General features: G+C 34.3%; 23 protein-coding genes. 14 read left to right on the forward strand and 9 right to left on the reverse strand.

Annotated elements, in window-relative coordinates:
- The first annotated feature begins 17 nt into the window (after positions 1 to 17).
- The 3 genes from J2Z60_RS08690 to trxA all read left to right on the forward strand — a co-directional run bounded on the left by J2Z60_RS08690 (position 18) and on the right by trxA (position 3,355).
- The gene (locus tag J2Z60_RS08690) at positions 18 to 560 is read left to right on the forward strand and encodes a CvpA family protein (protein WP_209687303.1); all 543 of its coding nucleotides are present in this window, start codon (positions 18 to 20) and stop codon (positions 558 to 560) included.
- 43 nt (positions 561 to 603) lie between these two features.
- A complete protein-coding gene (locus J2Z60_RS08695) occupies positions 604 to 2,967 on the forward strand; it encodes an endonuclease MutS2 (protein ID WP_209687304.1) in 2,364 nt (787 codons plus the stop codon).
- Between the two features lie 76 nt (positions 2,968 to 3,043).
- Positions 3,044 to 3,355: a thioredoxin gene (trxA, locus tag J2Z60_RS08700; protein ID WP_209687305.1), complete on the forward strand. Its 312-nt coding sequence runs from the start codon at positions 3,044 to 3,046 to the stop codon at positions 3,353 to 3,355.
- A 64-nt stretch (positions 3,356 to 3,419) separates the two neighbouring features.
- Here the strand turns inward: trxA and J2Z60_RS08705 are convergent, their stop codons facing one another.
- The gene (locus tag J2Z60_RS08705; protein WP_209687306.1) at positions 3,420 to 3,818 is read right to left on the reverse strand and encodes a YslB family protein; all 399 of its coding nucleotides are present in this window, start codon (positions 3,816 to 3,818) and stop codon (positions 3,420 to 3,422) included.
- A 97-nt stretch (positions 3,819 to 3,915) separates the two neighbouring features.
- Here J2Z60_RS08705 and murI point away from each other — a divergent pair, with 97 nt between their 5' ends.
- Both murI and J2Z60_RS08715 read left to right on the forward strand, forming a co-directional pair.
- Positions 3,916 to 4,698, forward strand: coding sequence for a glutamate racemase (gene murI, locus J2Z60_RS08710; RefSeq protein ID WP_209687307.1), 783 nt, complete (start codon positions 3,916 to 3,918; stop codon positions 4,696 to 4,698).
- A gap of 11 nt (positions 4,699 to 4,709) precedes the next feature.
- The gene (locus tag J2Z60_RS08715) at positions 4,710 to 5,345 is read left to right on the forward strand and encodes an XTP/dITP diphosphatase (RefSeq protein ID WP_209687308.1); all 636 of its coding nucleotides are present in this window, start codon (positions 4,710 to 4,712) and stop codon (positions 5,343 to 5,345) included.
- 46 nt (positions 5,346 to 5,391) lie between these two features.
- Here J2Z60_RS08715 and J2Z60_RS08720 read toward each other — a convergent pair whose 3' ends face one another.
- Complete coding sequence (locus J2Z60_RS08720; protein WP_245328776.1) at positions 5,392 to 6,243, reverse strand: mechanosensitive ion channel family protein; 852 nt, start codon at positions 6,241 to 6,243, stop codon at positions 5,392 to 5,394.
- A 121-nt stretch (positions 6,244 to 6,364) separates the two neighbouring features.
- Between J2Z60_RS08720 and J2Z60_RS08725 the strand changes: the two genes are divergently transcribed.
- Both J2Z60_RS08725 and J2Z60_RS08730 read left to right on the forward strand, forming a co-directional pair.
- The gene (locus tag J2Z60_RS08725; RefSeq protein ID WP_209687310.1) at positions 6,365 to 6,796 is read left to right on the forward strand and encodes a DUF948 domain-containing protein; all 432 of its coding nucleotides are present in this window, start codon (positions 6,365 to 6,367) and stop codon (positions 6,794 to 6,796) included.
- Positions 6,797 to 6,822: 26 nt separating this feature from the next.
- A complete protein-coding gene (locus tag J2Z60_RS08730; protein WP_209687311.1) occupies positions 6,823 to 7,161 on the forward strand; it encodes a DUF1269 domain-containing family protein in 339 nt (112 codons plus the stop codon).
- Positions 7,162 to 7,241: 80 nt separating this feature from the next.
- Here the strand turns inward: J2Z60_RS08730 and J2Z60_RS08735 are convergent, their stop codons facing one another.
- The gene (locus tag J2Z60_RS08735) at positions 7,242 to 8,345 is read right to left on the reverse strand and encodes an aminopeptidase P family protein (RefSeq protein WP_209687312.1); all 1,104 of its coding nucleotides are present in this window, start codon (positions 8,343 to 8,345) and stop codon (positions 7,242 to 7,244) included.
- A gap of 213 nt (positions 8,346 to 8,558) precedes the next feature.
- On the opposite strand from J2Z60_RS08735, the gene J2Z60_RS08740 reads away from it, so the two are divergent.
- The gene (locus J2Z60_RS08740) at positions 8,559 to 9,560 is read left to right on the forward strand and encodes a substrate-binding domain-containing protein (protein WP_209687313.1); all 1,002 of its coding nucleotides are present in this window, start codon (positions 8,559 to 8,561) and stop codon (positions 9,558 to 9,560) included.
- A 269-nt stretch (positions 9,561 to 9,829) separates the two neighbouring features.
- Here the strand turns inward: J2Z60_RS08740 and J2Z60_RS08745 are convergent, their stop codons facing one another.
- The 4 genes from J2Z60_RS08745 to pepV form a co-directional block, all read right to left on the reverse strand.
- Entirely contained in the window at positions 9,830 to 10,162 is a 333-nt protein-coding gene (locus tag J2Z60_RS08745) for a hypothetical protein (RefSeq protein ID WP_209687314.1), read from the reverse strand.
- 21 nt (positions 10,163 to 10,183) lie between these two features.
- Positions 10,184 to 10,342: a hypothetical protein gene (locus J2Z60_RS08750; protein WP_209687315.1), complete on the reverse strand. Its 159-nt coding sequence runs from the start codon at positions 10,340 to 10,342 to the stop codon at positions 10,184 to 10,186.
- Between the two features lie 167 nt (positions 10,343 to 10,509).
- Positions 10,510 to 13,074, reverse strand: a complete 2,565-nt coding sequence (locus J2Z60_RS08755; protein WP_209687316.1) for a transglycosylase domain-containing protein — start codon at positions 13,072 to 13,074, stop codon at positions 10,510 to 10,512.
- Between the two features lie 98 nt (positions 13,075 to 13,172).
- Positions 13,173 to 14,570: a dipeptidase PepV gene (gene pepV, locus J2Z60_RS08760; protein ID WP_209687317.1), complete on the reverse strand. Its 1,398-nt coding sequence runs from the start codon at positions 14,568 to 14,570 to the stop codon at positions 13,173 to 13,175.
- Positions 14,571 to 14,793: 223 nt separating this feature from the next.
- Between pepV and J2Z60_RS08765 the strand changes: the two genes are divergently transcribed.
- Genes J2Z60_RS08765 through J2Z60_RS08785 form a run of 5 tightly spaced genes read left to right on the forward strand, consistent with a single transcriptional unit; the run spans position 14,794 to position 18,494 of the window.
- Positions 14,794 to 15,126, forward strand: a complete 333-nt coding sequence (locus J2Z60_RS08765) for a hypothetical protein (protein WP_209687318.1) — start codon at positions 14,794 to 14,796, stop codon at positions 15,124 to 15,126.
- Between the two features lie 18 nt (positions 15,127 to 15,144).
- A complete protein-coding gene (locus tag J2Z60_RS08770) occupies positions 15,145 to 16,509 on the forward strand; it encodes a bifunctional metallophosphatase/5'-nucleotidase (RefSeq protein WP_209687319.1) in 1,365 nt (454 codons plus the stop codon).
- 16 nt (positions 16,510 to 16,525) lie between these two features.
- Positions 16,526 to 17,095 carry a YutD family protein gene (locus J2Z60_RS08775; protein ID WP_209687320.1) on the forward strand — a complete coding sequence of 190 codons (570 nt, stop codon included), beginning with the start codon at positions 16,526 to 16,528 and terminating at the stop codon, positions 17,093 to 17,095.
- 2 nt (positions 17,096 to 17,097) lie between these two features.
- A complete protein-coding gene (locus tag J2Z60_RS08780; RefSeq protein WP_209687321.1) occupies positions 17,098 to 17,880 on the forward strand; it encodes a TIGR01457 family HAD-type hydrolase in 783 nt (260 codons plus the stop codon).
- Positions 17,868 to 18,494: a TIGR01906 family membrane protein gene (locus J2Z60_RS08785; RefSeq protein WP_209687322.1), complete on the forward strand. Its 627-nt coding sequence runs from the start codon at positions 17,868 to 17,870 to the stop codon at positions 18,492 to 18,494. The genes J2Z60_RS08780 and J2Z60_RS08785 overlap by 13 nt, the downstream gene beginning before the upstream one ends.
- On the opposite strand, the gene J2Z60_RS08790 is transcribed toward J2Z60_RS08785, so the two are convergent.
- Positions 18,491 to 19,138, reverse strand: a complete 648-nt coding sequence (locus J2Z60_RS08790; RefSeq protein WP_209687323.1) for a VTT domain-containing protein — start codon at positions 19,136 to 19,138, stop codon at positions 18,491 to 18,493. The genes J2Z60_RS08785 and J2Z60_RS08790 overlap by 4 nt on opposite strands.
- A 15-nt stretch (positions 19,139 to 19,153) precedes the next feature.
- Positions 19,154 to 20,107 (reverse strand): NAD(P)/FAD-dependent oxidoreductase, encoded by a 954-nt coding sequence (locus tag J2Z60_RS08795; protein ID WP_209687324.1) that lies wholly within the window; start codon positions 20,105 to 20,107, stop codon positions 19,154 to 19,156.
- Between the two features lie 92 nt (positions 20,108 to 20,199).
- On the opposite strand from J2Z60_RS08795, the gene J2Z60_RS08800 reads away from it, so the two are divergent.
- The gene (locus J2Z60_RS08800) at positions 20,200 to 20,559 is read left to right on the forward strand and encodes a CvfD/Ygs/GSP13 family RNA-binding post-transcriptional regulator (RefSeq protein WP_209687325.1); all 360 of its coding nucleotides are present in this window, start codon (positions 20,200 to 20,202) and stop codon (positions 20,557 to 20,559) included.
- Positions 20,560 to 20,831: the final 272 nt, after the last annotated feature.

Raw genomic sequence — 20,831 nt, forward strand, 5'->3', positions numbered from 1 at the left:
TGCATAAAGGATGAATTATGTTTTCTTTTTTCTTAATATTAGTTTTTATTTATTGCTGCTATGTAGGCTATCGACGTGGCTTAATTTATGAAGGAATGATGGCAGCTGGTTATTTAGTAAGCTTTATTATTGCCAGTTTGTTATACCGACCAATAGGGAATTTTTTAAGCATGTGGGTCCCTTACCCATCTGCTAGTGATAAGAGCACATTTGCTTTTTTTGATCAAACGACAGGCTTGACTTTAGATAAGTCTTTCTATGCTGCAGTTGGCTTTACGGCAATATTACTAGTTTGCTTTTTGATATGGCGGCTAGTTATGGTTGGCTTTGATAATATACAATATGCTGATGTAACCCCAGCGATTAATATCTGGGGTAGTGTATTGGTAGCCTTAATTGTTACAGCAATTACTTTATGTTTGTTATTGTTTATTTTAGCTACGATTCCTTCAGATCCTTTGCAAAGCGCCTTAGGACACTCTTTATTAGCGAATAGTATTTTGCGATATTCTCCAGGAATCTCAAGCTTATTTACGCATTTGTTTATAACATCAGTTTAAGAAGAGGTCCCCAGGTAAGGGACCTTTTTGTTAGGTGAAAATAATGAATTCAAAAATTATTGAAAAATTAGAATATAAAAATATTACTCAACAGCTTAGTAATTATGCAATTACTACCCCTGCAAAGAAAATGTCACTTGAGCTATTGCCAAGCAGTGACTATGATGCTGTTAAACAGGCAATAGCCCAGACAAGAGTCTTATCTAATATTCTACGTATTAAGGGACCTTTGCCATTAACGGATTTTAATGATGTTCGGCCAAGTGTTAAACGCTTAAAAGTTAAGGCTGACTTAAATGCCAAAGAATTAGGCAATATCTTGTTGATTTTAAGTTTGGCTAGGGATGTAGATAGGTTCACCAGTGATTTAAAAGAGCGTGAGATTGAAGTAGATCCAATTAGCAATTTTCTTGAAAATTTGGATATTTCAGAGGATTTATTGCACCAATTAAGTCAAGCTCTTGAATTTGATGGGACGCTTTTAGATACAGCATCTTCAGAATTAGCTAGAATACGCCATGATATGCAAGCTAATGAAATTGAAATCAAAAATCGAATGGAAGGATATATCAAGGGCAGCTCTAGTCAATATCTTTCAGAAGGTATTGTAACCATTAGGGATGGACGTTATGTAATTCCTGTTAAGCAAGAATACAAAAATAAATTTGGTGGTGTAGTGCACGATCAAAGTGCCAGTGGTCAGACGCTCTTTATTGAACCACAAGCTGTTTTAAGCTTGAATAATCGTCAACAGAATCTATTAGCGCAAGAACACCAAGAAATTAGACGAATTTTAAGACATTTATCTGAGCTAGCACGTGACTATCAGGATGAGATCTTAGCTAATGCTCAAGCTTTAGTTAAGTTAGATTTTTTGAGTGCTAAAAGCAAGTTAGCTAAGGCAATGAAGGCGACTGAGCCAATCCTAAATAAGAATCATCAGGTAAAAATGCGACAAGCAAGACATCCCTTAATTGATCCACAAAAAGTTGTTGCTAACGACATTGAACTAGGTTTAAGTTTTGATACCATGCTAATTACAGGACCTAACACAGGTGGTAAGACAATAACCTTAAAGACCTTGGGCTTGTTACAATTGATGGCCCAATCTGGCTTATTTGTAACCGCTCAAGAAGGCAGCCAATTAGGAGTATTTAATGAAATTTATGCTGATATTGGTGATGAGCAATCAATTGAACAATCACTAAGTACTTTTTCTTCTCATATGGATCAAATTATCAGTATCATGAAAAAAGTTAATAATCAAGATCTGGTATTGCTTGATGAATTAGGTGCTGGTACTGATCCAGAAGAAGGTGCAAGCTTAGCTATCTCTATTCTTGATTATTTGCGCGATACAGGCGCTAAAATAGCTATTACGACTCATTACCCAGAGTTGAAGCTTTACGGCTATAATCGTCCCAGAACTACAAATGCTTCAATGGAATTTGATATTAAGACTTTATCGCCAACTTATAAGTTGAGAATTGGAATTCCAGGTCAAAGTAATGCTTTTGCAATTGTGCGACAGCTAGGAATGAATGATTCAGTTGTAAAAAATGCCGAAAGCTTAATTAAAGACGAAGATAACGATATTAACAAAATGATTGAGCGGTTGAGCCAGCAGACTAAAGATGCCGAATCTTATCGTCAGGAAATGATTGCTAACCTTAATCGTAGTATTAGCTTAAAGAAAAAACTTCAAGATGGACTTGATTGGTATAATCAACAAGTCAAAAAGCAACTTGAACAAGCACAAAAGAAAACTGACGAGATGTTAGCTAATAAACGTAAAAAAGCAGACAAAATTATTAGTGATTTAGAGCAGCAACGTCGCGCGGGAGGTCAAGTTAAGACTAATAAGGTTATTGAAGCTAAAGGCGGATTAAATGCTCTTGAACGTGAAAACAAAAATCTTATTCATAATAAGGTGCTTCAACGTGAGAAACGTCGTCACAATGTTAAGGTAGGAGACAGTGTTAAAGTTCTTTCTTATGGTCAAATGGGAACAGTGACTAAGAAGCTGGGTGACCATGATTATGAAGTTCAAATAGGAATATTGAAGGTAAAAGTTTCTGATCGTGATATTGAAAAATCAGCTGTGCCTAAGCCTAAAAAAGAGCAAGTATCAGTTCGCTCATCACGTGGTTTGCGCTCTAATAATGTTCGCAGTGAGCTAGATTTGCGTGGTCAACGTTATGAGGAAGCCTTAACCAACTTAGACCGTTATATTGATTCAGCACTTTTGGCAGGGTTGAGCACAGTTACAATCATTCACGGTATCGGAACTGGCGCAATTAGAACAGGTGTCCAAAAATTTCTTAAGCGCAATCGACATGTAAAGGATTTCGATTTTGCACCGGCAAATGAAGGCGGAACTGGTGCAACAATTGTTCACTTTAAATAAGCATATTACTTGCAAAAAGTAAGTATGCGATTTAAACTAATAATTAAGATTAAAGAAGTTTTGAGAGGTAATTACTATGATTGATGAAATTACAGATGCAACTTTTGAAGAAGAAACTAGTGAAGGTGTCGTTTTAACTGACTTTTGGGCTGTTTGGTGTGGTCCATGTAAGATGCAAACACCAGTAGTTGAACAATTGTCAGAAGAAATGGATGATGTTAAGTTTACTTCAATGGACGTAGACAAGAACCAAGAAACAGCTAAGAATTTAGGAATTATGGCTATCCCTACTTTATTAATTAAAAAGGATGGTAAGATAGTTGACCGTTTAACCGGTTTTACTCCTAAGGAGAAATTAGCAAGTATCTTAGAACAATATACTGATTAAATATAAAAGGCTTAGCATAAGTCAGTGTCTTAATTGATGACATTGGCATAATGCTAAGCCTTTTTTAATCAAATTGTGCAGTAATTTCAACATAGTGTTCTTTAGGGTGGACAGTTGCAGAGGCTTCAGTAACGTGACCGGAATGACGTTGAAGACATTCTGCAATAATTCCACTCTCTAGTGAAAATTCATGACTATCGCTGTCTAAACGATCAGAAACTGATTGTCCACTGAGTTTAAACAGGGAGTAGTGCTTTTTATTCTTTATTAGTTCTAAAGTGCCAAACTCAGCAGTATTGAAAAAATCAGTTAAATCTTCAATAGTTGAGAGGGCATACTTACGACTAATGTGCTTTCCTGCCCAATATAAAATCTCGCTATTATCTTTTCCTAAAATTGTCGGAAAGAGAAAGTCGCGATATAGTGAATTGATAAAGTAAATATGTTCTGTTGATTCTGTCATGCTATTCATTTCCTTTTGTGTTCTTTTGTATTTTAACCTAAAATGAGTACAGTAGAAAAGAGAATTTACAAAAATCTAACTATTAAAGGAGAATAATATGGATAATCGTCCAATTGGTGTATTAGATTCAGGTTCTGGTGGGTTAACTGTTTTAAAGAAAGTAATCGAAAAAATTCCCACTGAGTCAACTGTTTTTATTGGCGATCAAGCTAATATGCCTTATGGTGATAAAAGCAGAGATGAAATTATCTCTTTAACTCGTGATAGTGTGAAGTTTCTTTTAAGTAAAGATGTTAAGTTAATTATTTTTGGCTGTAATACTGCAACAGCGGCTGCAATGTCAGTTATTCAAAAGGAAGTTCCAATGCAGATTATTGGAGTTATCCAATCTGGGGCCCTAGCAGCTGCTAGAACCACTGCAACAGCTAAAGTAGCGGTTATTGCTACCCATGCAACGGTAGAAAGTCATTCATATCTTAAAGAGATTAAATTTAGAAATAATGATATTGAAGTTAAGGAATTTAGTGAACCAGCTCTGGCTCCTTTAGCTGAAGAAGATCCTGCAGAAGATATTAAACAGCAGGTAGTAGCTGAAAGTTTGGTCCCGTTGAAAAATATAGACTATGACACTTTGGTTTTGGGATGTACTCATTATCCATTGCTTCAAAAAGAAATCACAGAAGTAGTTGGCAAGGATAAGAAGATTGTTGATCCAGCTGACCAAGTAGCACAATATACTTACAATGTATTAAAACGTGATAGACTGTTTAGTCAAGGACCGGTTAAGCATGAATATTACACTACAGGGGATGCAGCTCACTTTGAGAAGCTAGCTCGTGACTGGATGAATGATAAGACACTTAAAGTGAAGCATGTATAGGAAGTGAAATTATGGATATATTATTATTTGCGACAAATAATCAAAATAAGGCTAAAGAAGTTGAGGCAGCTTTAAAGGCAATAAATTTTCCAATTAAAGTGATTACCAATCGTGATTTAGATAATCCACCACATGTTTTAGAAACTGGTAATACTTTTTTGGCTAATGCTAAGTTAAAGGCACATCAAATGGCAGAATTTAGTAATTTACCAACATTAGCTGATGATTCAGGATTGTGCGTTGATAAATTAAATGGAGCACCAGGTGTATATTCTGCTCGTTATGGCGGCGAGGCACATAATGATGCGAGAAATAATGCTAAGTTATTAGCTGAATTAGGTGGTGTAGTTAAAGAGGAGCGTACAGCAACCTTCCATACTACAATGGTTGTTTCTTGGCCTGGAAAATTCGATGATGACTTAGTAACTGAAGGTGAAATAAGAGGAGAGATTTTAACTAGTCCTCGTGGAGATGGCACTTTTGGCTATGATCCTCTATTTTTTGTTCCGGATAAAGGAAAGACCTTTGCAGAGATGAGCGTCAAAGAAAAGAACGCTATTTCTCATCGAGGACAAGCCTTGAGAAAGCTAGTAGTAGAGCTCCCTAATTGGTGGGAAAAAATGAAATCTCAAAGTGATCAAAAGTAATATATGCAATAAAAATGAGGGATGCTACTTAGACATCCCTCTATTGCTAACTTAATTTTATTTCTGTTTTTTGTAGTTCTTTAATATAAGCAGAGAAGTATGCATTCTTAATTGCTGCTTCATAACTGGCTGAAAATATTTGAAAATGAATGCGGTAGGTTAAGCTATCGCTATTTTGTTCAATTAGGCCGATAATAGTAGGACCCTTTTTTATTTGGTGGATAAATTTATTCTTTAAACTATGGTTAGCAATATCAATTGCTTGATTAACTTTCTTGAGATCGGTATCGCTGGCTACCTGTAAGTCAATATTGAATCCAATTCCACCGCGAGTAATATTTTCAACTATTGTAATTTCTCGATTAGGTATATAAATAATTGTATTGTTGGAGTCCTTAAGCCGAGTAGTCCTAAGACCTAGTCCAATCACTGTTCCAGTATAGTTGTTAATTGATACAGTATCACCAACGTCGTATTGCCCTTCGCTTAAGATAGTCAATCCGGTCACTAAGTCACTGACAAAGCCCTGTGCTCCCATACCTAAGGCTAAGGATAAGATACCAGCACTGGCTAATAATGTGCCGACTGGCAGGCCTAGGATACTTAATAACTCATATAAATAAAAAAATAAAATCGTATATTTAAAAGAATTAAATACTAATTCTGAGATAGTTCTTTTCCTACCGTAGATTTTTTTACTATAGCGAGGATTTTTTAAGATGTAATTATCAATTATTCTTTGCCCAACTCGCCAAATAATAAAGAATACTATACTTAGGATAATTAACTGAAAGCTCTTACTAACTAAATTGTGAACAATATCATCCCAATTAATATCAATAGCTTGGGTTTTCTTTTTTTGAATATTTTTTAATAAAGTCGACGAAATATTACTCAAAAAAGCCCTCCTTTTGGATTTTAGTATTGCTATTATAACAAATTCATGGTGACTATTCATTGCCTGAAAAAATAAATAATGCTAGACTTCATATAAGAGAGTAAATAATGGAGGAAAAAACATGACTATTTCTATTGGTGCGTTAGCAAGTTTACTTGCGGCTATTGCGTTCTTAATTTTAGTATTGTTTACTATACCTCTACTCATTAGCACTAATAAGACTATGAAGAAGTTAAACTCAACTGTTGAGACGGTTAACAAGAGTGTTGACCTGATGACTCAACAGGCAAATGTCTTAATGGACGAAACCCAAGATCTTTTAGCTAAAACTAATGTTTTGCTAGGAGATGTTAATGAGAAGGTTGCGGAATTAGATCCTGTAGTCAAGGCAGCTGCTGATCTTGGTGAAAGTGTTTCAGATATTAATGATTCATCAAGACGTGTTGCTAGTCGTATCTCTGGTCTTGGTGCAACTAATGCCAGTTTTGGTGTTGTTTCATCATTGGCTAGTCGACTTTTTGCTAGACGTAAGCGTCGCAAGGGACAAGAATAATTAAGAATTGAAAAGGAGACATTATTATGAGTAAAGCCGGGAGTTTTATTTTAGGTAGTATTGTTGGTTTAGGTGCTGGCTTAATTGCTGCCTCATTATTGATTCCAGAAGAAAAGACTAAGGAAGTTAAAGAAAAGCTTCGCGACAATGATAAGTTGCAAGATTTAAAGAAGAAGTATGACAAGGGTACTGAAGCAATCAAGACGCAATTATCTTCATTTCCTAACAATATTGAAGATGATTCAGAACTCAGAGATTTTGATGATATTGTAATTGATGACACTAATAAAGATCTTGGCAGTGATGAAAAAGAAAATCAAGAAACAGTTGATGATTTAAAGAGTTCAGAAACTGCAAATAATTAAATTATTTTTTACAATACAATTAATTAGATAAATTAATTACAAAAAACGGAAGTAGTTGAGCTACCTCCGTTTTTTGTATATTAATCTTTAACTGGAATATACTTAAGTTCCTTACTAGTCTTAGTAAACGTTTCAAAGCCGTTCTTAGTAACAACGCCGCAATCTTCAATTCTAACTCCTGCAACGTTTGGAATGTAAATTCCAGGTTCAATTGAAAAGCACATGCCTTCTTCTAAGACAATATCGTTACCTTCCATAATCTGTGGGTATTCGTGAACATTCATTCCAATACCGTGTCCCAAGCGATGAATAAAGTATTCACCATAACCAGCCTTAGTAATAATATCGCGAGCTACAGCATCTAATTCGCTAGCGGTGATACCAGGCTTAGCTGCTTCAATAGCAGCTTGTTGAGCTTGACGGTCAATTTCGTAAATTTCTTTTTCTTTTTCAGTAGGTTCACCATAAGCAACAGTTCTACTTGAATCAGAGGCATAACCTTCATGCATAGTACCTAAATCAAATAAAACGAGTTCATTAGGTTGAATCGTATTCATAGTTGGACCGAGGTGCGGGTTAGCTGCATTTTTACCTGCTTGAACGATAGTTTCAAAACTAGTATGCATTACACCCTTTTGAAGCTTTAATTGGTAGTCAATTTGACCGGCAACATATCGCTCAGTTACACCATTTCTTAGAGCGTTAAAGCCAATTTGGAAGGCAAAGTCGGCTTCTTGACCAGCTTTTTTGAGTTGCTCTACTTCTTCATCAGTCTTAATTAGGCGGCTCTTAGCGATAAATGGTGAAACATTACCACTAAAATCAGAATCTGATAGGGCTTGTTGTAAATATTCAAGTCGAACAACAGAAAGATGCTCTTTTTCTACGGCAATCTTTTTAGGATCGACACGCTTCTTAATTAATTCGGCAATCTTTGCCCATGGGTTCTCATGATCAAGATAGCCATAAACGTCGCCATTCCAGGCGGAATTTTTAGCTTCTTCAACATTTAATTCTGGAGCAAAAATAAATGCAGGCTTATCCTTAAATGCAATTAAAGCAAAAATTCTTTCGTGAGGTTCCATGCTGTAACCTGTGAAATAATTAATGCTAATTGGATCAGAGATGTATGCGACATCGGTATTAGTGGTAATCAGCCACTGACTTAATTTATCTAAATTCATAAATTCACCTTTTTCTAGTATAATAGATTCTTGTCTAATTATAGGTGAGTATAACACATTTTGCTTAAGAATTAAGTATTTTATTGGCAAACGCTTGCACTAAAATTATTTTCTTGATAAGTTATAATAAGATTTAGCAAGTCATGAAGAATTAGAATCACCTAATTAGTGAATTATTATTGATAACAATTTTATAATACGAGGATGGTAATTATGCAAAAACAAGAAGTAACAATTTATGATGTAGCTCGTGAAGCTGGGGTATCAATGGCTACTGTTTCTCGAGTTGTTAATGGTAATACTAATGTTAGAAAGGAAACTCGCGATAAGGTTTCTGCAGTTATTGAACGCTTACACTATCAGCCTAATGCTGTGGCACAAGGACTTGCTTCTAAAAAAACTACTACAGTTGGTTTAATTGTTCCGGGCTTGACTAATTTACACTTTGCAGAGTTGTCTAAAGGAATCGATGACATTGCATCAATGTACAAGTATAATATTATTTTATCCAGTGTTGAGAATAACTTACTCTCTGAAGAAAAGGTTATTCAAGGACTTTTGAATAAGCAAGTTGATGGTGTGATTTATATGTCTAACAGTATGTCTAATAAGGCACGTGAGGCATTTGCTAGAACTAATACGCCAGTTGTTCTAGCTGGTACTATTGATGAGAGTAATGAATTCGGCAGTGTATCAATCGACTTTAAGACTGCTGAAAATGATGTTTTCAATCTATTTTATAAAGATGGTAAGAGAAAGCTTGCCTTGGCAGTAGGAGATGAAGGTGCATTTATTAATAAAGGTAATCGTATCGTCTATTATAAAGAATTTTTAGAAAAGAATAATCTGGGAGCAGCTAACGTTTATGACCATATTACTAGCTACGAAGATGGTTATGAATTAGCAGATAAATTATTAGCAGATAATGTTGATGCTATAATGGTAACTAGAGATTTGCCTGCTGCTGGACTGGTTAATGCCTTAACCGACAAGGGAATAAAGATTCCTGAACAATTAGAGATTGTTTCAGCAACGTCTACTAATATTGCTAAGGTAGTAAGACCACATTTAACTACAGTTCAACAACCTCTTTATGATATTGGTGCAGTTGCAATGAGAATGTTAACTAAATTAATGAATAAAGAAGAGCTTGACGAGAAGCACATTTCTTTAGGTTACACATTACAATATGGTCAAACTACACTAAACAAATAATTGTCTATTTTATCGGATCAACCAGTTTTTGATACGACCTTAGTCAAGTAGGCAGTCAAAATATGAAAAGATTACTTCTAGTCAGTTCATTAATTTGAACTGACTTTTTGTTTGTGTTTCAATTCACATTTGATTCACTGTGCTAATTGTACATATTATTCAGTAAAACTATCAAAATAGCCTATAAAAAAGAACTGCACGAATGCAGCTCTTAAAATCATTAAATCCTATTAATATTGTTCAGCTAAGTTTACATAATCAAAAAATTCTTAATCTTCAGGATCAGGGATGATCTTCTTTATAAATAGACCTTGGCTTTTTATCAATTCGCTAATGTACTCTAGTGTTTTGTTTTTAACATGATAGAACTGAACATCATATCCACCTTGGATGCACATTACAGAATGATCATTTTCAGAGTTTTTAAACAGTAGGTAAATACCGTCTATGTTTTCAAGAATATAGTTAGAGATTAATTTATCCAGTTTATCTAAATCGTAGTTTCTTAAATCTTTTTTATGATATTGGGGAAAAGGTGGCTCTGCAATTTCCCATTCTAAATATAAGTGACTATCATAGTAAAACATCAGACTATATAGCACGAAAATAATCTTTTTAGAAAATTACTTTTTGTAGTTTTTATCCAAGTAATTTTCTAGATCTGCATAATCTGGATTAGGAAAGGTAAATGGGACAAAGTCTACGATATAATATTCTTCCTCTGTGAATGCTTTGTTTAGTATGTTTTCAATAACCTTTAAATTTTTAGTTGTTTTATTCATGTATAATTTGCTTTCTTAAAATTTGGGGTCAATAAGTTTATCGAAAATACTGATCTTACTTGACTTTAGGTGGAAAATCCCATCCCTATGGATAAGTTCGATATTTAAACTACCTATAGAGATGGGATTATATTAAAATTACCAATGCTTTTTATGATTAAACAAGGTTAATTTCTTGAGTTGCCTGTATTTGAATATACATTATTATTAGAGCTTTGACTAGAACTTCGTCGGCTTGAACTAGATTCTTCAGAAGATTTTTTGGAGCTACCTAAGCTGACAAATAAACTATCAATGTTCTTAGTATTCTTAGAGATTGTCTTACCAGTGTAAAGCAGTATTTCACCATATTTATTGCTTTGACCTTGGTAGTGGTTATAGAAGAGGTCATAATTCTTATTTGAAGCACCAATACCAAATTCAGCACTTGCTGGTGATGCTGCCTTTAAACTGAGAGCAGTTGTGGTTTCGCCATCAAGTGTTATATCTTGATTGTTCCAACTAACAGTTCCAGGCAATGTGCCAGTTTCCTTTAAGACTGTGGAACGCTTAACTGATGCTGGCTGAGCACTGACAGCATCAATTTTAAAGATACTTGGGTCAGTCCTATATAGAGCATTGGCAATATTAGCCCACAGAGTTAAATTAGTTGTACTTGAACTCGAGTTAAGGTTATAGGTATGACCATAATAATTATCGTAACCGATCCAACTAGAAATAGTAATCCCAGGAGTAGAACCATTGAACCAGATATCACGGTAGTCATTACTAGTACCGGTCTTACCAATTAAAGTTGAATCGTCAAAATCCAAAAGACCATTTAAAGCTGAAGCTGTACCTGTCTTAACAACTTGGCGCAACATCTTCTGCATAATATAAGCAGTACCAGATGAGTAAACTCTCTGGGTCTTTTGCTTATGCTTGTAGATTACCTTGCCTGAAGGATCGGTAACTTTATCTATGTAGTAGACACTTGCGCGTTTACCATCATTGTAAAAGTTAGAAAAGGCACTCGCATTGTCAGCTACTGAAAATCCATAATCTGTCCCACCTAAGGCTATGCCTAGGCTCTTATATTCATTATTAGTTAAACTTAAGCCTAGCTTATTCATAGTAGACTTTAGATTCAATCCGCTAGAACGTAAACGGCTATAAAGGTTAACTGCAGGTAGGTTATAAGACTTAGCTAAGGCTTCTTGAGCTGAAACAAATTTATTTTGAACAGTTGAGTTGTAATCAGTTGGTATGTATTTACCGAAGTGAGTTGGAAAGTCCGCTAAAGCTGTTTGACTAGAAATAATATTGTTTTCGATAGCTGGTGCATATACCAAATATGGTTTGATAGATGAACCAGGTGAGCGGTAAGTATCAAAAGCATGGTTAGTCTGTGAATTTTCAAAATCCACGCCACCGCTAAAGGCTAATACCTTGCCGGTAGCATTATCAATTACAACAGTACCATTTTGGACATGTTCAGTAGTATTAGTCCATTTATTAGTAGAAGAGTTGTAGTCAACACTTGTATGGTCTTCACCCAGATTAGTATTTTTGACTATCTTGTTGACCTCACTGTAAAGAGATTTATTAATAGTTGTATGAATTTGGTAACCTTTTTGGTGTAGAAGTTGGTAGGCGTTATTTTGATACTGACTGTAGCGGTTAGTATCTTTTTTAACGTCAGAAACTTTTAAGTTATCTTGTCTAATGAGGTAATTGGTTAAAATATCCATCCCCTTGTTAAAGGCAAGATTGTAAAGATAACTATTTTGCTTTTTAACTTCTGGTGCAACTGTAGGTTTCAAGAAGTCTTTTTTTAAGTCATATTTTTTAGCATTTTGATATTGAGATTTAGTAATGTCCCCATTACGGTACATTCTAAATAAAACAATATCTTTACGCCTCATTGCTAAGCTTAGATCTTTTTTTACTTCGCCATTAGAATTAAATGGTGTATAAACAGATGGGCTTTGTGGCAATCCTGCTAAGAAAGCTGCTTGAGGCAGACTCAGATCCTTAATTGACTTACCAAAAATACCTTCACTGGCTGTTTTAATTCCAGTGATATTTTGACCGCTATTGTTTTTACCATAAGGTGCGGCATTTAGATAAGCAGTAATAATTTGTTCCTTAGAAAAATGATTCTCTAGCTTCCGAGCATATAGCATTTCGGTAATTTTACGCCGCCAGGTAGTTTGACTAGTCAAAAATTGCATCTTAACCAATTGTTGAGTTAAGGTCGATCCACCAGTTTGCACACCAATGCCTAATAGTTCTGATATTACTGCTCTAACAATTGATTTAGGCAAGACACCATGATGTTTATAAAAAGTTTCATCTTCAGTCGCGGTTACAGCTTTTTTTATTAAAGGAGTCAATTCACTGCTGGAAGCCTTAATTACTTTTGTATCTGGAGTAACTGTAGCAATTTTTTGATTGTCTGCATAATAAAGAGTAGCTGAGTTAGCTGAATGATTAATCTGTTGACTTAATTGCTTAACTGTCGGAATAGATTGTTGACGCACGATCCCTAAGGCATAACCACCACCGAAGCCTACTAAAATAAAAATTAGAAAGACAATTCCCACTATGAAATAGTGAAAAACGCGGTGCAAGGTTAGATAGGTGATACTACTATAAAAAGATACTTTATCTTCTTCGGACTCGTGTTCTAAGTGAGACACTTTAGGACCGGAGAATAAAAAGTTATGTATTTTTTCTTTTAATTTTTGCACAAATACAGATCCTTTTTTGATGAGTTTATTTTTTCTCTTAATTATAGCAGAAAAAAGAGCAATCTTTTGACTGCTCTTGTTACGAAATTATTAATATTTTATTTTGTTAGTTCATAAATTGCTTCTGCATAGATTGCTATTGAATCAATTAGGTCATTAACTTTCATGTATTCGTTAGGTTGGTGCATTACTAATGGAGCATCTTCAGGTTGAGCACCAAAGGCAACACCATGTTCAAATAATCTACCATAAGTACCACCACCGATAACTGTTTCGTGACCTTTTTTGCCAGTTTGTCTTTCATAAACTGACAAAAGTGTTTTAACTATTGGATCGTCACCTGGTACATAGTGAGGTTCTTCTTCACGTCCAGATACACTAGCAACTAAAATATCGCTAAACTTTTCGTTAACTTGGTCGACCATCTTTTCGGCATTAGTACCTTGTGGGAAGCGAACATTATTTAAGATATAGGCATCTTGGTCATCAAATTTGAATACGGATGGTGAACTTACCAAGTCGCCCATTAGGTCATCATGATGGAAAATACCTAAATTCTTACCTTTAAAGTCTTTATGCTCAACGTTAGCTAAGAAGTGGATAAAGTTTTTGGCTTGACCAGCGAAGTCTAAGCTATCTAAGAAGCTAGCAAGGTAAGTAGCGGCATTTCTACCAGTTTCAGGGGCAGAAGCATGTGCACCATGGCCAACTAAAGTCAATTCAGCTTGACCACTAACTAACTCAAATTTACCCTCAAGGTTATGATCTTTAAGAAAGCTTTCAAATTTGTCTTTGATTTCAGATAAGTTATCTGCTTCGATAAGGGCATGAGCAGTATGAGGAATTACGTTTGAAGCAGTACCTGAATTGAAGGCAAATAATTTTACATCACCTTCAGATAGGTCTTCTTTAAAGTCTAACTTTAAGGTTACAATTCCTTGTTCACCATTGATAATTGGAAATTCTGCATCAGGTGAAAATGCCATGTCTGGAGTTGGTTCGTGCTTTAGGTAGTAATCTATACCTACCCAGTTAGTTTCTTCATTAGTACCTAAAACAAAGTCAATCTTCTTATTAGGTTTAAAGCCGTTTTCTTTTAAGATTAGCATTGCATAGTAAGCTGCAAGAGATGGTCCTTTATCATCAGAGCTGCCACGACCGTAAATTTTGCCATCTTTGATCATCATCTTGAATGGATCGCTATCCCAGCCATCGCCACCAGGAACAACATCCATATGACCGATGATTCCAAGGCGCTTTTGACCTTCACCAAAGTTAATTCTACCGGCATAATTATCAAAATTTTCAGTATCAAAGCCATCACGTTGGGCAAATTCTAAGAATTTTGCCAAAGCTTTAGCAGCACCAGGGCCTACAGGATAGGTTTTACTTTTGTGTTCTAAGTCTTCAGAAGAATCAATTGCAATTAATTCTTCTAAATCTTTGAGAATATCTTCTTTCTTTTCTTGGGCTAATTTTTTGTAATCTAGTTTCATATTCAATTAACTCCTTTATTTTGTTTCTGATTAAATATTACAGCATTTTGATGCTTAAAAGCCAAGAAAAGATATTTAGTTCTGGGAATATTTAGGATAAATAAGAAAAAATTATTTTGTGATACAATAATTCAAGACCTTATTTTTAGCTTTATGCTAGGAATGGTAACATGTTATTTTTAAAGTAATTTGTTTATACTTGGTAGAAAGAATTTAATTTAAAATGGCAAAAGATTATCAACAATTAAATTTAATTGAAGAAGTAACACGTAATGATGGTAGTAAATACTATGAAATTTCAAATATTGATCAAAATGGTATTGCTGAATTAGCAGTAGATCGTGGTGATATTAAGCGAGTAAAAATTCTTCAATTAAATTTGCCACGTACTTCTGCTTTATTAACTTATGAAAAATATATCAATGAAAATTATGATCTGGAAACTTTAACTAATGAGGATGATTGGCGTAATCCTTCTTGGGTTGAATGGGATAAGCCTAAGGGTAAGATATTAGATGCCTATAAGATGATTTTAAAGGCCAATAGAATTGGTTAGTGTGAGGTGAATAAGCTAATGGAGAAATTAAGAATCCTACATACTAATGACCTGCATTCTCATTTTGAGCAATTTCCTAAAATCGGTCGATATTTAAGAAAAGCCCAGGCTGATACCAGTGTTGATCAGGTATTCACTTTTGATGCAGGGGATTTTATGGATCGCTCACACCCCTTATCTGATGCAACTGAGGGGCAGGCAAATATTGCTTTGATGAATGAATTACATTATGATGCAATTACTATTGGTAATAATGAAGGAATATCAAATTCTCATCAGGTATTAGAGCGCTTATTTACGCATGCAGAATTCCCTGTATTATTAGCAAACTTACACGAAGAAGATGAAAGCTTTCCAAAATGGTGTAATCCCTATGAAATCATTAAGACTAAAAAGGGTACTAGAATAGCAATGGTAGGCCTAACTGCTGCTTATCCGATGACCTATGGTCCTAATCACTGGCATGTAAAGCTAATTTCAGAAACGATGGATAAAGTCTTACCAGAATTAGAGGGAAAATATGATATCTTGATTGTAATTAGCCATATTGGGTTAACTATGGATCGTTATTTAGCTAAGCATTATCCAGAGATAAATCTAATTATTGGTGGTCACAGTCATGATTTAATTCCTAATGGTGAGAAGGTTAATAATACCTGGATTGTACAGACAGGGAAGTGGGGTCATTATATTGGTGACATTCAGATTGAACTTGATGTTGACCATCACATTACTAAGATTAGACCGCAGACGATAGCTACTTCCAGCTTACCAGCAGCTGAAGGGGATGCAGAATTTGTTGAGCGACTTTCTAGTCAAGGTACTGCTGTTTTAAGGGAAAGGACGATAGCTAAATTACCTTTAGAATTTACTCAAGATAAGCTATTAACTATTAAAGTCTCTTTAGATGCAATTAGTAGTTTTGCTGGTACTGATATTGCTGTGCTAAATAGCGGTTTGTTTTTAGACTCATTTAAGTCGGGCGTTATTACTGAGGATGACTTACAATATATCCTTCCTCACCCTATGCACGTTGTAAAGACTCGGCTAAGAGGCAGTGATGTTTGGCGAATGGTAATGGAAATGGAAAAGAATCGCCATTTTTTGAAGAAGTTTCCACTTAAAGGGATGAGCTTTAGGGGAAAAATATTTGGCAATATTATTTACAAGGGAATTAGTGTAGATGAGGAAACACGTACTGTTTATATTAATGGACAAGAGATTGATCCTTATCGAGAATACGAATTAGCCTTGCTTGATCACTACGTATTAATTCCGTTTTTTCCAACAATTTCAATTATGGGAGAAAATAAATTTTTATTTCCAGATTATTTGCGTACAGTAGTAGGAGACTATTTATCAAAAAAGTATCCATTAGACTAGTTAGATTGATGATAAGATGGCTAAACAAATAGAAAACCAGAATAAGAAAATTAATAGCGAAAATGATAAAAAAATATACCACTCTTTGGCAAAAGTGTTTCGTAAAGATAATATTGTAGTAATTGATAACCGTCAGTATGAAATTTTAGATAATGTAAAGGAAGCATTAGATATTGAAACCTTACGGGAAAAATACGATCCTTTTTTAAACCAGTATGACTATCTTGTAGGAGATGTGTCTAGTGAACACCTAAGATTAAAGGGATTTTATGAAGTTACCGACCGAACTGCAATTGATAAAAAGGCTAATGCAATTGTGGATTATTTAGAAGAATATTGTAATCCTGGTAGTCCTTACTTTGTGTTACATTTATTAGGTCAAAATGAAATCAAAAAAATTGTATTAGGAAGGCAAAATCGTAAAAGATCAGATAATTTTGCGTATAGAAGGAAAAAACACAAACGCAATTACTTTAAAGAGCGGAAAGTCCATCGTTCCCGTATAAAAAGAAACACATTTGCTGTAAAAAAGAAGAAGCCAGGACAGCGAAAACAGAGATTTGTGATAAAGAAGAGAAAGGGTTAATTGTGAAGAATAATAAATACGAAGGCTATTTAATTGATTTAGATGGGACAGTTTATCGTGGTCCTAAAACTATTCAAACGGGTGTAAACTTCGTTCATCGCTTGCAAGAAAAAGATATAGAATATTTATTTTTGACTAATAATACAACTAGAACACGAGAAATGGTCGTCGATAAATTAAAGCGTCATGGGATTGATACTGATGTTGATCATATATATACGCCCGTTTTAGCGACTATTTCATATTTATTAGAAGAGAATCCCGATTTGGATAAAATACCAGTATATATAATTGGTCAAGTGGGATTAAAGGAAGGGATGTTATCAGATGAGCATTTTTATCTTGATGAGACACATCCTAAATACGTTATTGTAGGGATGGATACTGATTTAACGTACCATAAAATTAGGATAGCGTGCCGTGCAATTAGGAATGGAGCTACCTTTATTGGGACTAATCAAGATATGAATCTGCCCTCAGGTGATGAACTGCTTCCTGGCAATGGCTCTCAATGTGCGATGATTACCGCAGCAACTGGTGTAAAGCCTATCTTTATTGGCAAGCCATCATCTATCATTATTAATTATGCTCTAGAATTAATGAAGTTGGATAAAAGTAGGGCATTAATTGTTGGTGATAATTATGATACGGATATTATGGCTGGAATTAACTGTCATATGGATACTTTATTGACACTAACAGGGGTAAGTACAGTTGCACAGATTGAAAACAAACAGACTAAGCCAACTTATACAGTGGAGAATTTAGATAAATGGCTAGTTTAAGAAAAAAATCAATTATTGTAATTATTTATAATTTTTTATTTGCGATTGCAACATCTGTGATCGGAGCAATTATATTGAGCTGGCCTTTATTAGCTGCTTCAATTAATCTGGAACATACGGCTGCAATAGTTAAGTTACCCATAGAAGTAATTATAAAAAATTATAATCAACTAATGTTTTATTTACTTTGGCCTTTTAAGAAGACCCTAAAAATGACTAACTTTCCTACGTCAAGCCAGGCAGCGCAGCATTTTTATGAGTGTAAGTTGTTATTTGGCTTGGCATTGATTGCATTTATAGTAGGTGTAATTATTTTAGTGTTTTTATCTCGTCGTAAAAAGCTGTCTTATCTGCGTCTAACATCAGTTGAGATAATAGTCTTTATGCTTATTCCATTAACTTTGTTGCCTTTGGCATTAATTAATTTTGATCAATTTTTTATTGAATTTCATCATTTGCTTTTTAACAATAATAATTGGTTATTCGATCCTAGCACTGATCCAATTATCAATGTTTTGACTGAAAACTTTTTTGCAAGTTGTTTTGCGTCAGGGATAATTATTTATGAGTTGTATTTTGGAATTTTATTTTATAAATGTAAAAAGGAGCTTTAAAGCTCCTTTTTTTGTACGATTTTTTTGCGTAGCCAGATGATAAATATTGGGACAACAGATATTAAAATAATTCCCAATACGATAAATGAAAAGTGGTTTTGAACGAGAGGTATATTTCCAAAAAAATATCCAACTAAGGCGAATAAAGTTACCCATAAAAAGCCACCAATAAAGTTGTAAATAATAAACGTACGATAATGCATTTTACTTGCGCCAGAAACAAAAGGTACAAATGTTCTGATAAATGGAATGAATCTTCCAATAACAATTGTCTTACCGCCATGAGTTGCAAAGAAATTTTCGGCGGCCTTACGCTTATCTTTATTAATCAGTTTATTAAACCATGGATATTTAGCTCCGTTATGTTCTGACCAATTCCCAATTTCATAATTAACGGTATCGCCGATAACTGCAGCAAAAATAAAGATTAAATAGCATGTCCAAAAATTGAGGCCATATTTGGGGATAGCAGCCATTGCGCATGCAGCAAAAATTAAAGAATCACCGGGTAAAAATGGAAAAATTACTAACCCTGTTTCAATAAAAACAATCAGAAATAAAATAAGATAAGTCCAATTGCCAAATGTATTAACAATTGTTACTAAGTGCTTATCAATATGCAAAATAAAGTCTATTAAATTCAATTAATTTTCCTTTCTTTAGATACTTGTGGAATGAAGTGTCATTTTTTTATCAGGGAAAAGATCATTCATAATATTAGTAACTGCAATTTGGGCTTCACCAAATCCTAGTGCTATCATTGGTACACGCCCTGGATAATTAACAGTATCACCAATAGCATAAATTCCGTCGATATTGGTTTGCATTGTTCGACTAACTTTTAATAGACCTTCTTCAAGTTCTAGCCCCCATCTGCGAAGTTGAAGGTTATCTGACCGAAAGCCATAGGCAACTAGTGCTTCGTCGAATTTTTTTTCAATAATAGAGTCTGTCCCGACAGCTTTCAGAGTTAATACGATCTTATTATCAACTAAGTTCACATCTTTGGGGAGATAAGGTGTAAAAAATTCAACATTATCTAAATTTTTGAGTTGTTGTACACTGCTTTCTAATCCTCTAAATTGATTGCGACGGTGAACAATACTAATGTGTGATTGTGGGGCAAGTTGTAAGGACCAATCGAGCGCTGAGTCACCACCACCAAAGATTGCAATATCTTTATTAGTAAAATCTTCAGGGGTTGTCATAAAATAATGAAAATGTTTTTGTAGATTTTCGTTTAATTGAATTGGAAACTTTTTAGGGCGAAATGCTCCTAAGCCCGCTGCAATAATGATGCTTTTAACTGTATATGTATCATCAATAGAAAAAGTGCTATTTTCTTTTCTTTCAATAATTTTGACTTTATGATTAGTAATGAAGGTAGTTTTTGCGGCTTGCAGGCTAAGATTATTGATTAGATTTATTCCAGTTATTGATTTATAACCGGCAATATCCTGAATATTTTTTTGTGGATAAAGCCATTGAACTTGTCCGCCAACTTTTGACAATGCTTCAAACGTGATAGTTTTTAAGCCATGTAAGTTGGCAAAAGCACTGGCAAATAAGCCAGTAGGACCTGCACCAATGATTGCAAGATCATAATTATTCATTAAATCACTCCTTAATTTTACTCGTATTTATTATTACATAATTTCAATTTCTTTTTTATTCAAAGATATTATTTTAAGAAAAAGGTGACAAAATGAAATTAAAAATTGGAGATATTGTTGAGGGAACAATCAATGGTATCCAGCAATATGGAATTTTTGTAAAGTTAAACTCACAGCAAGAAGGATTAATACATATTTCTGAAGTTCGTAGTGGATATATTAAAGATATTGGACGTGAGTTTAAAGTAGGAACAACTATAAAAGTAATGATTTTAGATATTGATCCCTATAATGGGGAAATTAGTCTATCTCGCCGTGCAGTAATGCCTTTTGAAAATGAAAACAAGAAGAGATATATCCATTTTTGGACTTCGAAAAGGGCTAACATGGATTTCAAAACTTGCCAAGACGCATTAGATAAACAGATAAATGATTTTTTTACTAAAAAGTAGTTGGCAAAGGAGTACTTTTGCGATAATATATTTGATGTTGTCGTGAGAAAAGTAAATTAAAACTTCTAAAAAAGATGTTGACAATATAAATGGCAGTATGTATAATAAAAAACTGTCGTTGAGAAAAGAACACACGACACAACAATTTATCAAAAAAACATCTTGACAAAGATGATTAGATATGATAAATTAAATAAGTCGTTTATCGACTTTCGTACCTTGAAAACTGAACAAAGTTTCGCAAAGTGTGCGGGGTGAGTAACCCCAAACGA

The organism is Lactobacillus colini, assembly GCF_017874575.1.
In the GTDB taxonomy this organism is placed as follows: domain Bacteria; phylum Bacillota; class Bacilli; order Lactobacillales; family Lactobacillaceae; genus Lactobacillus; species Lactobacillus colini.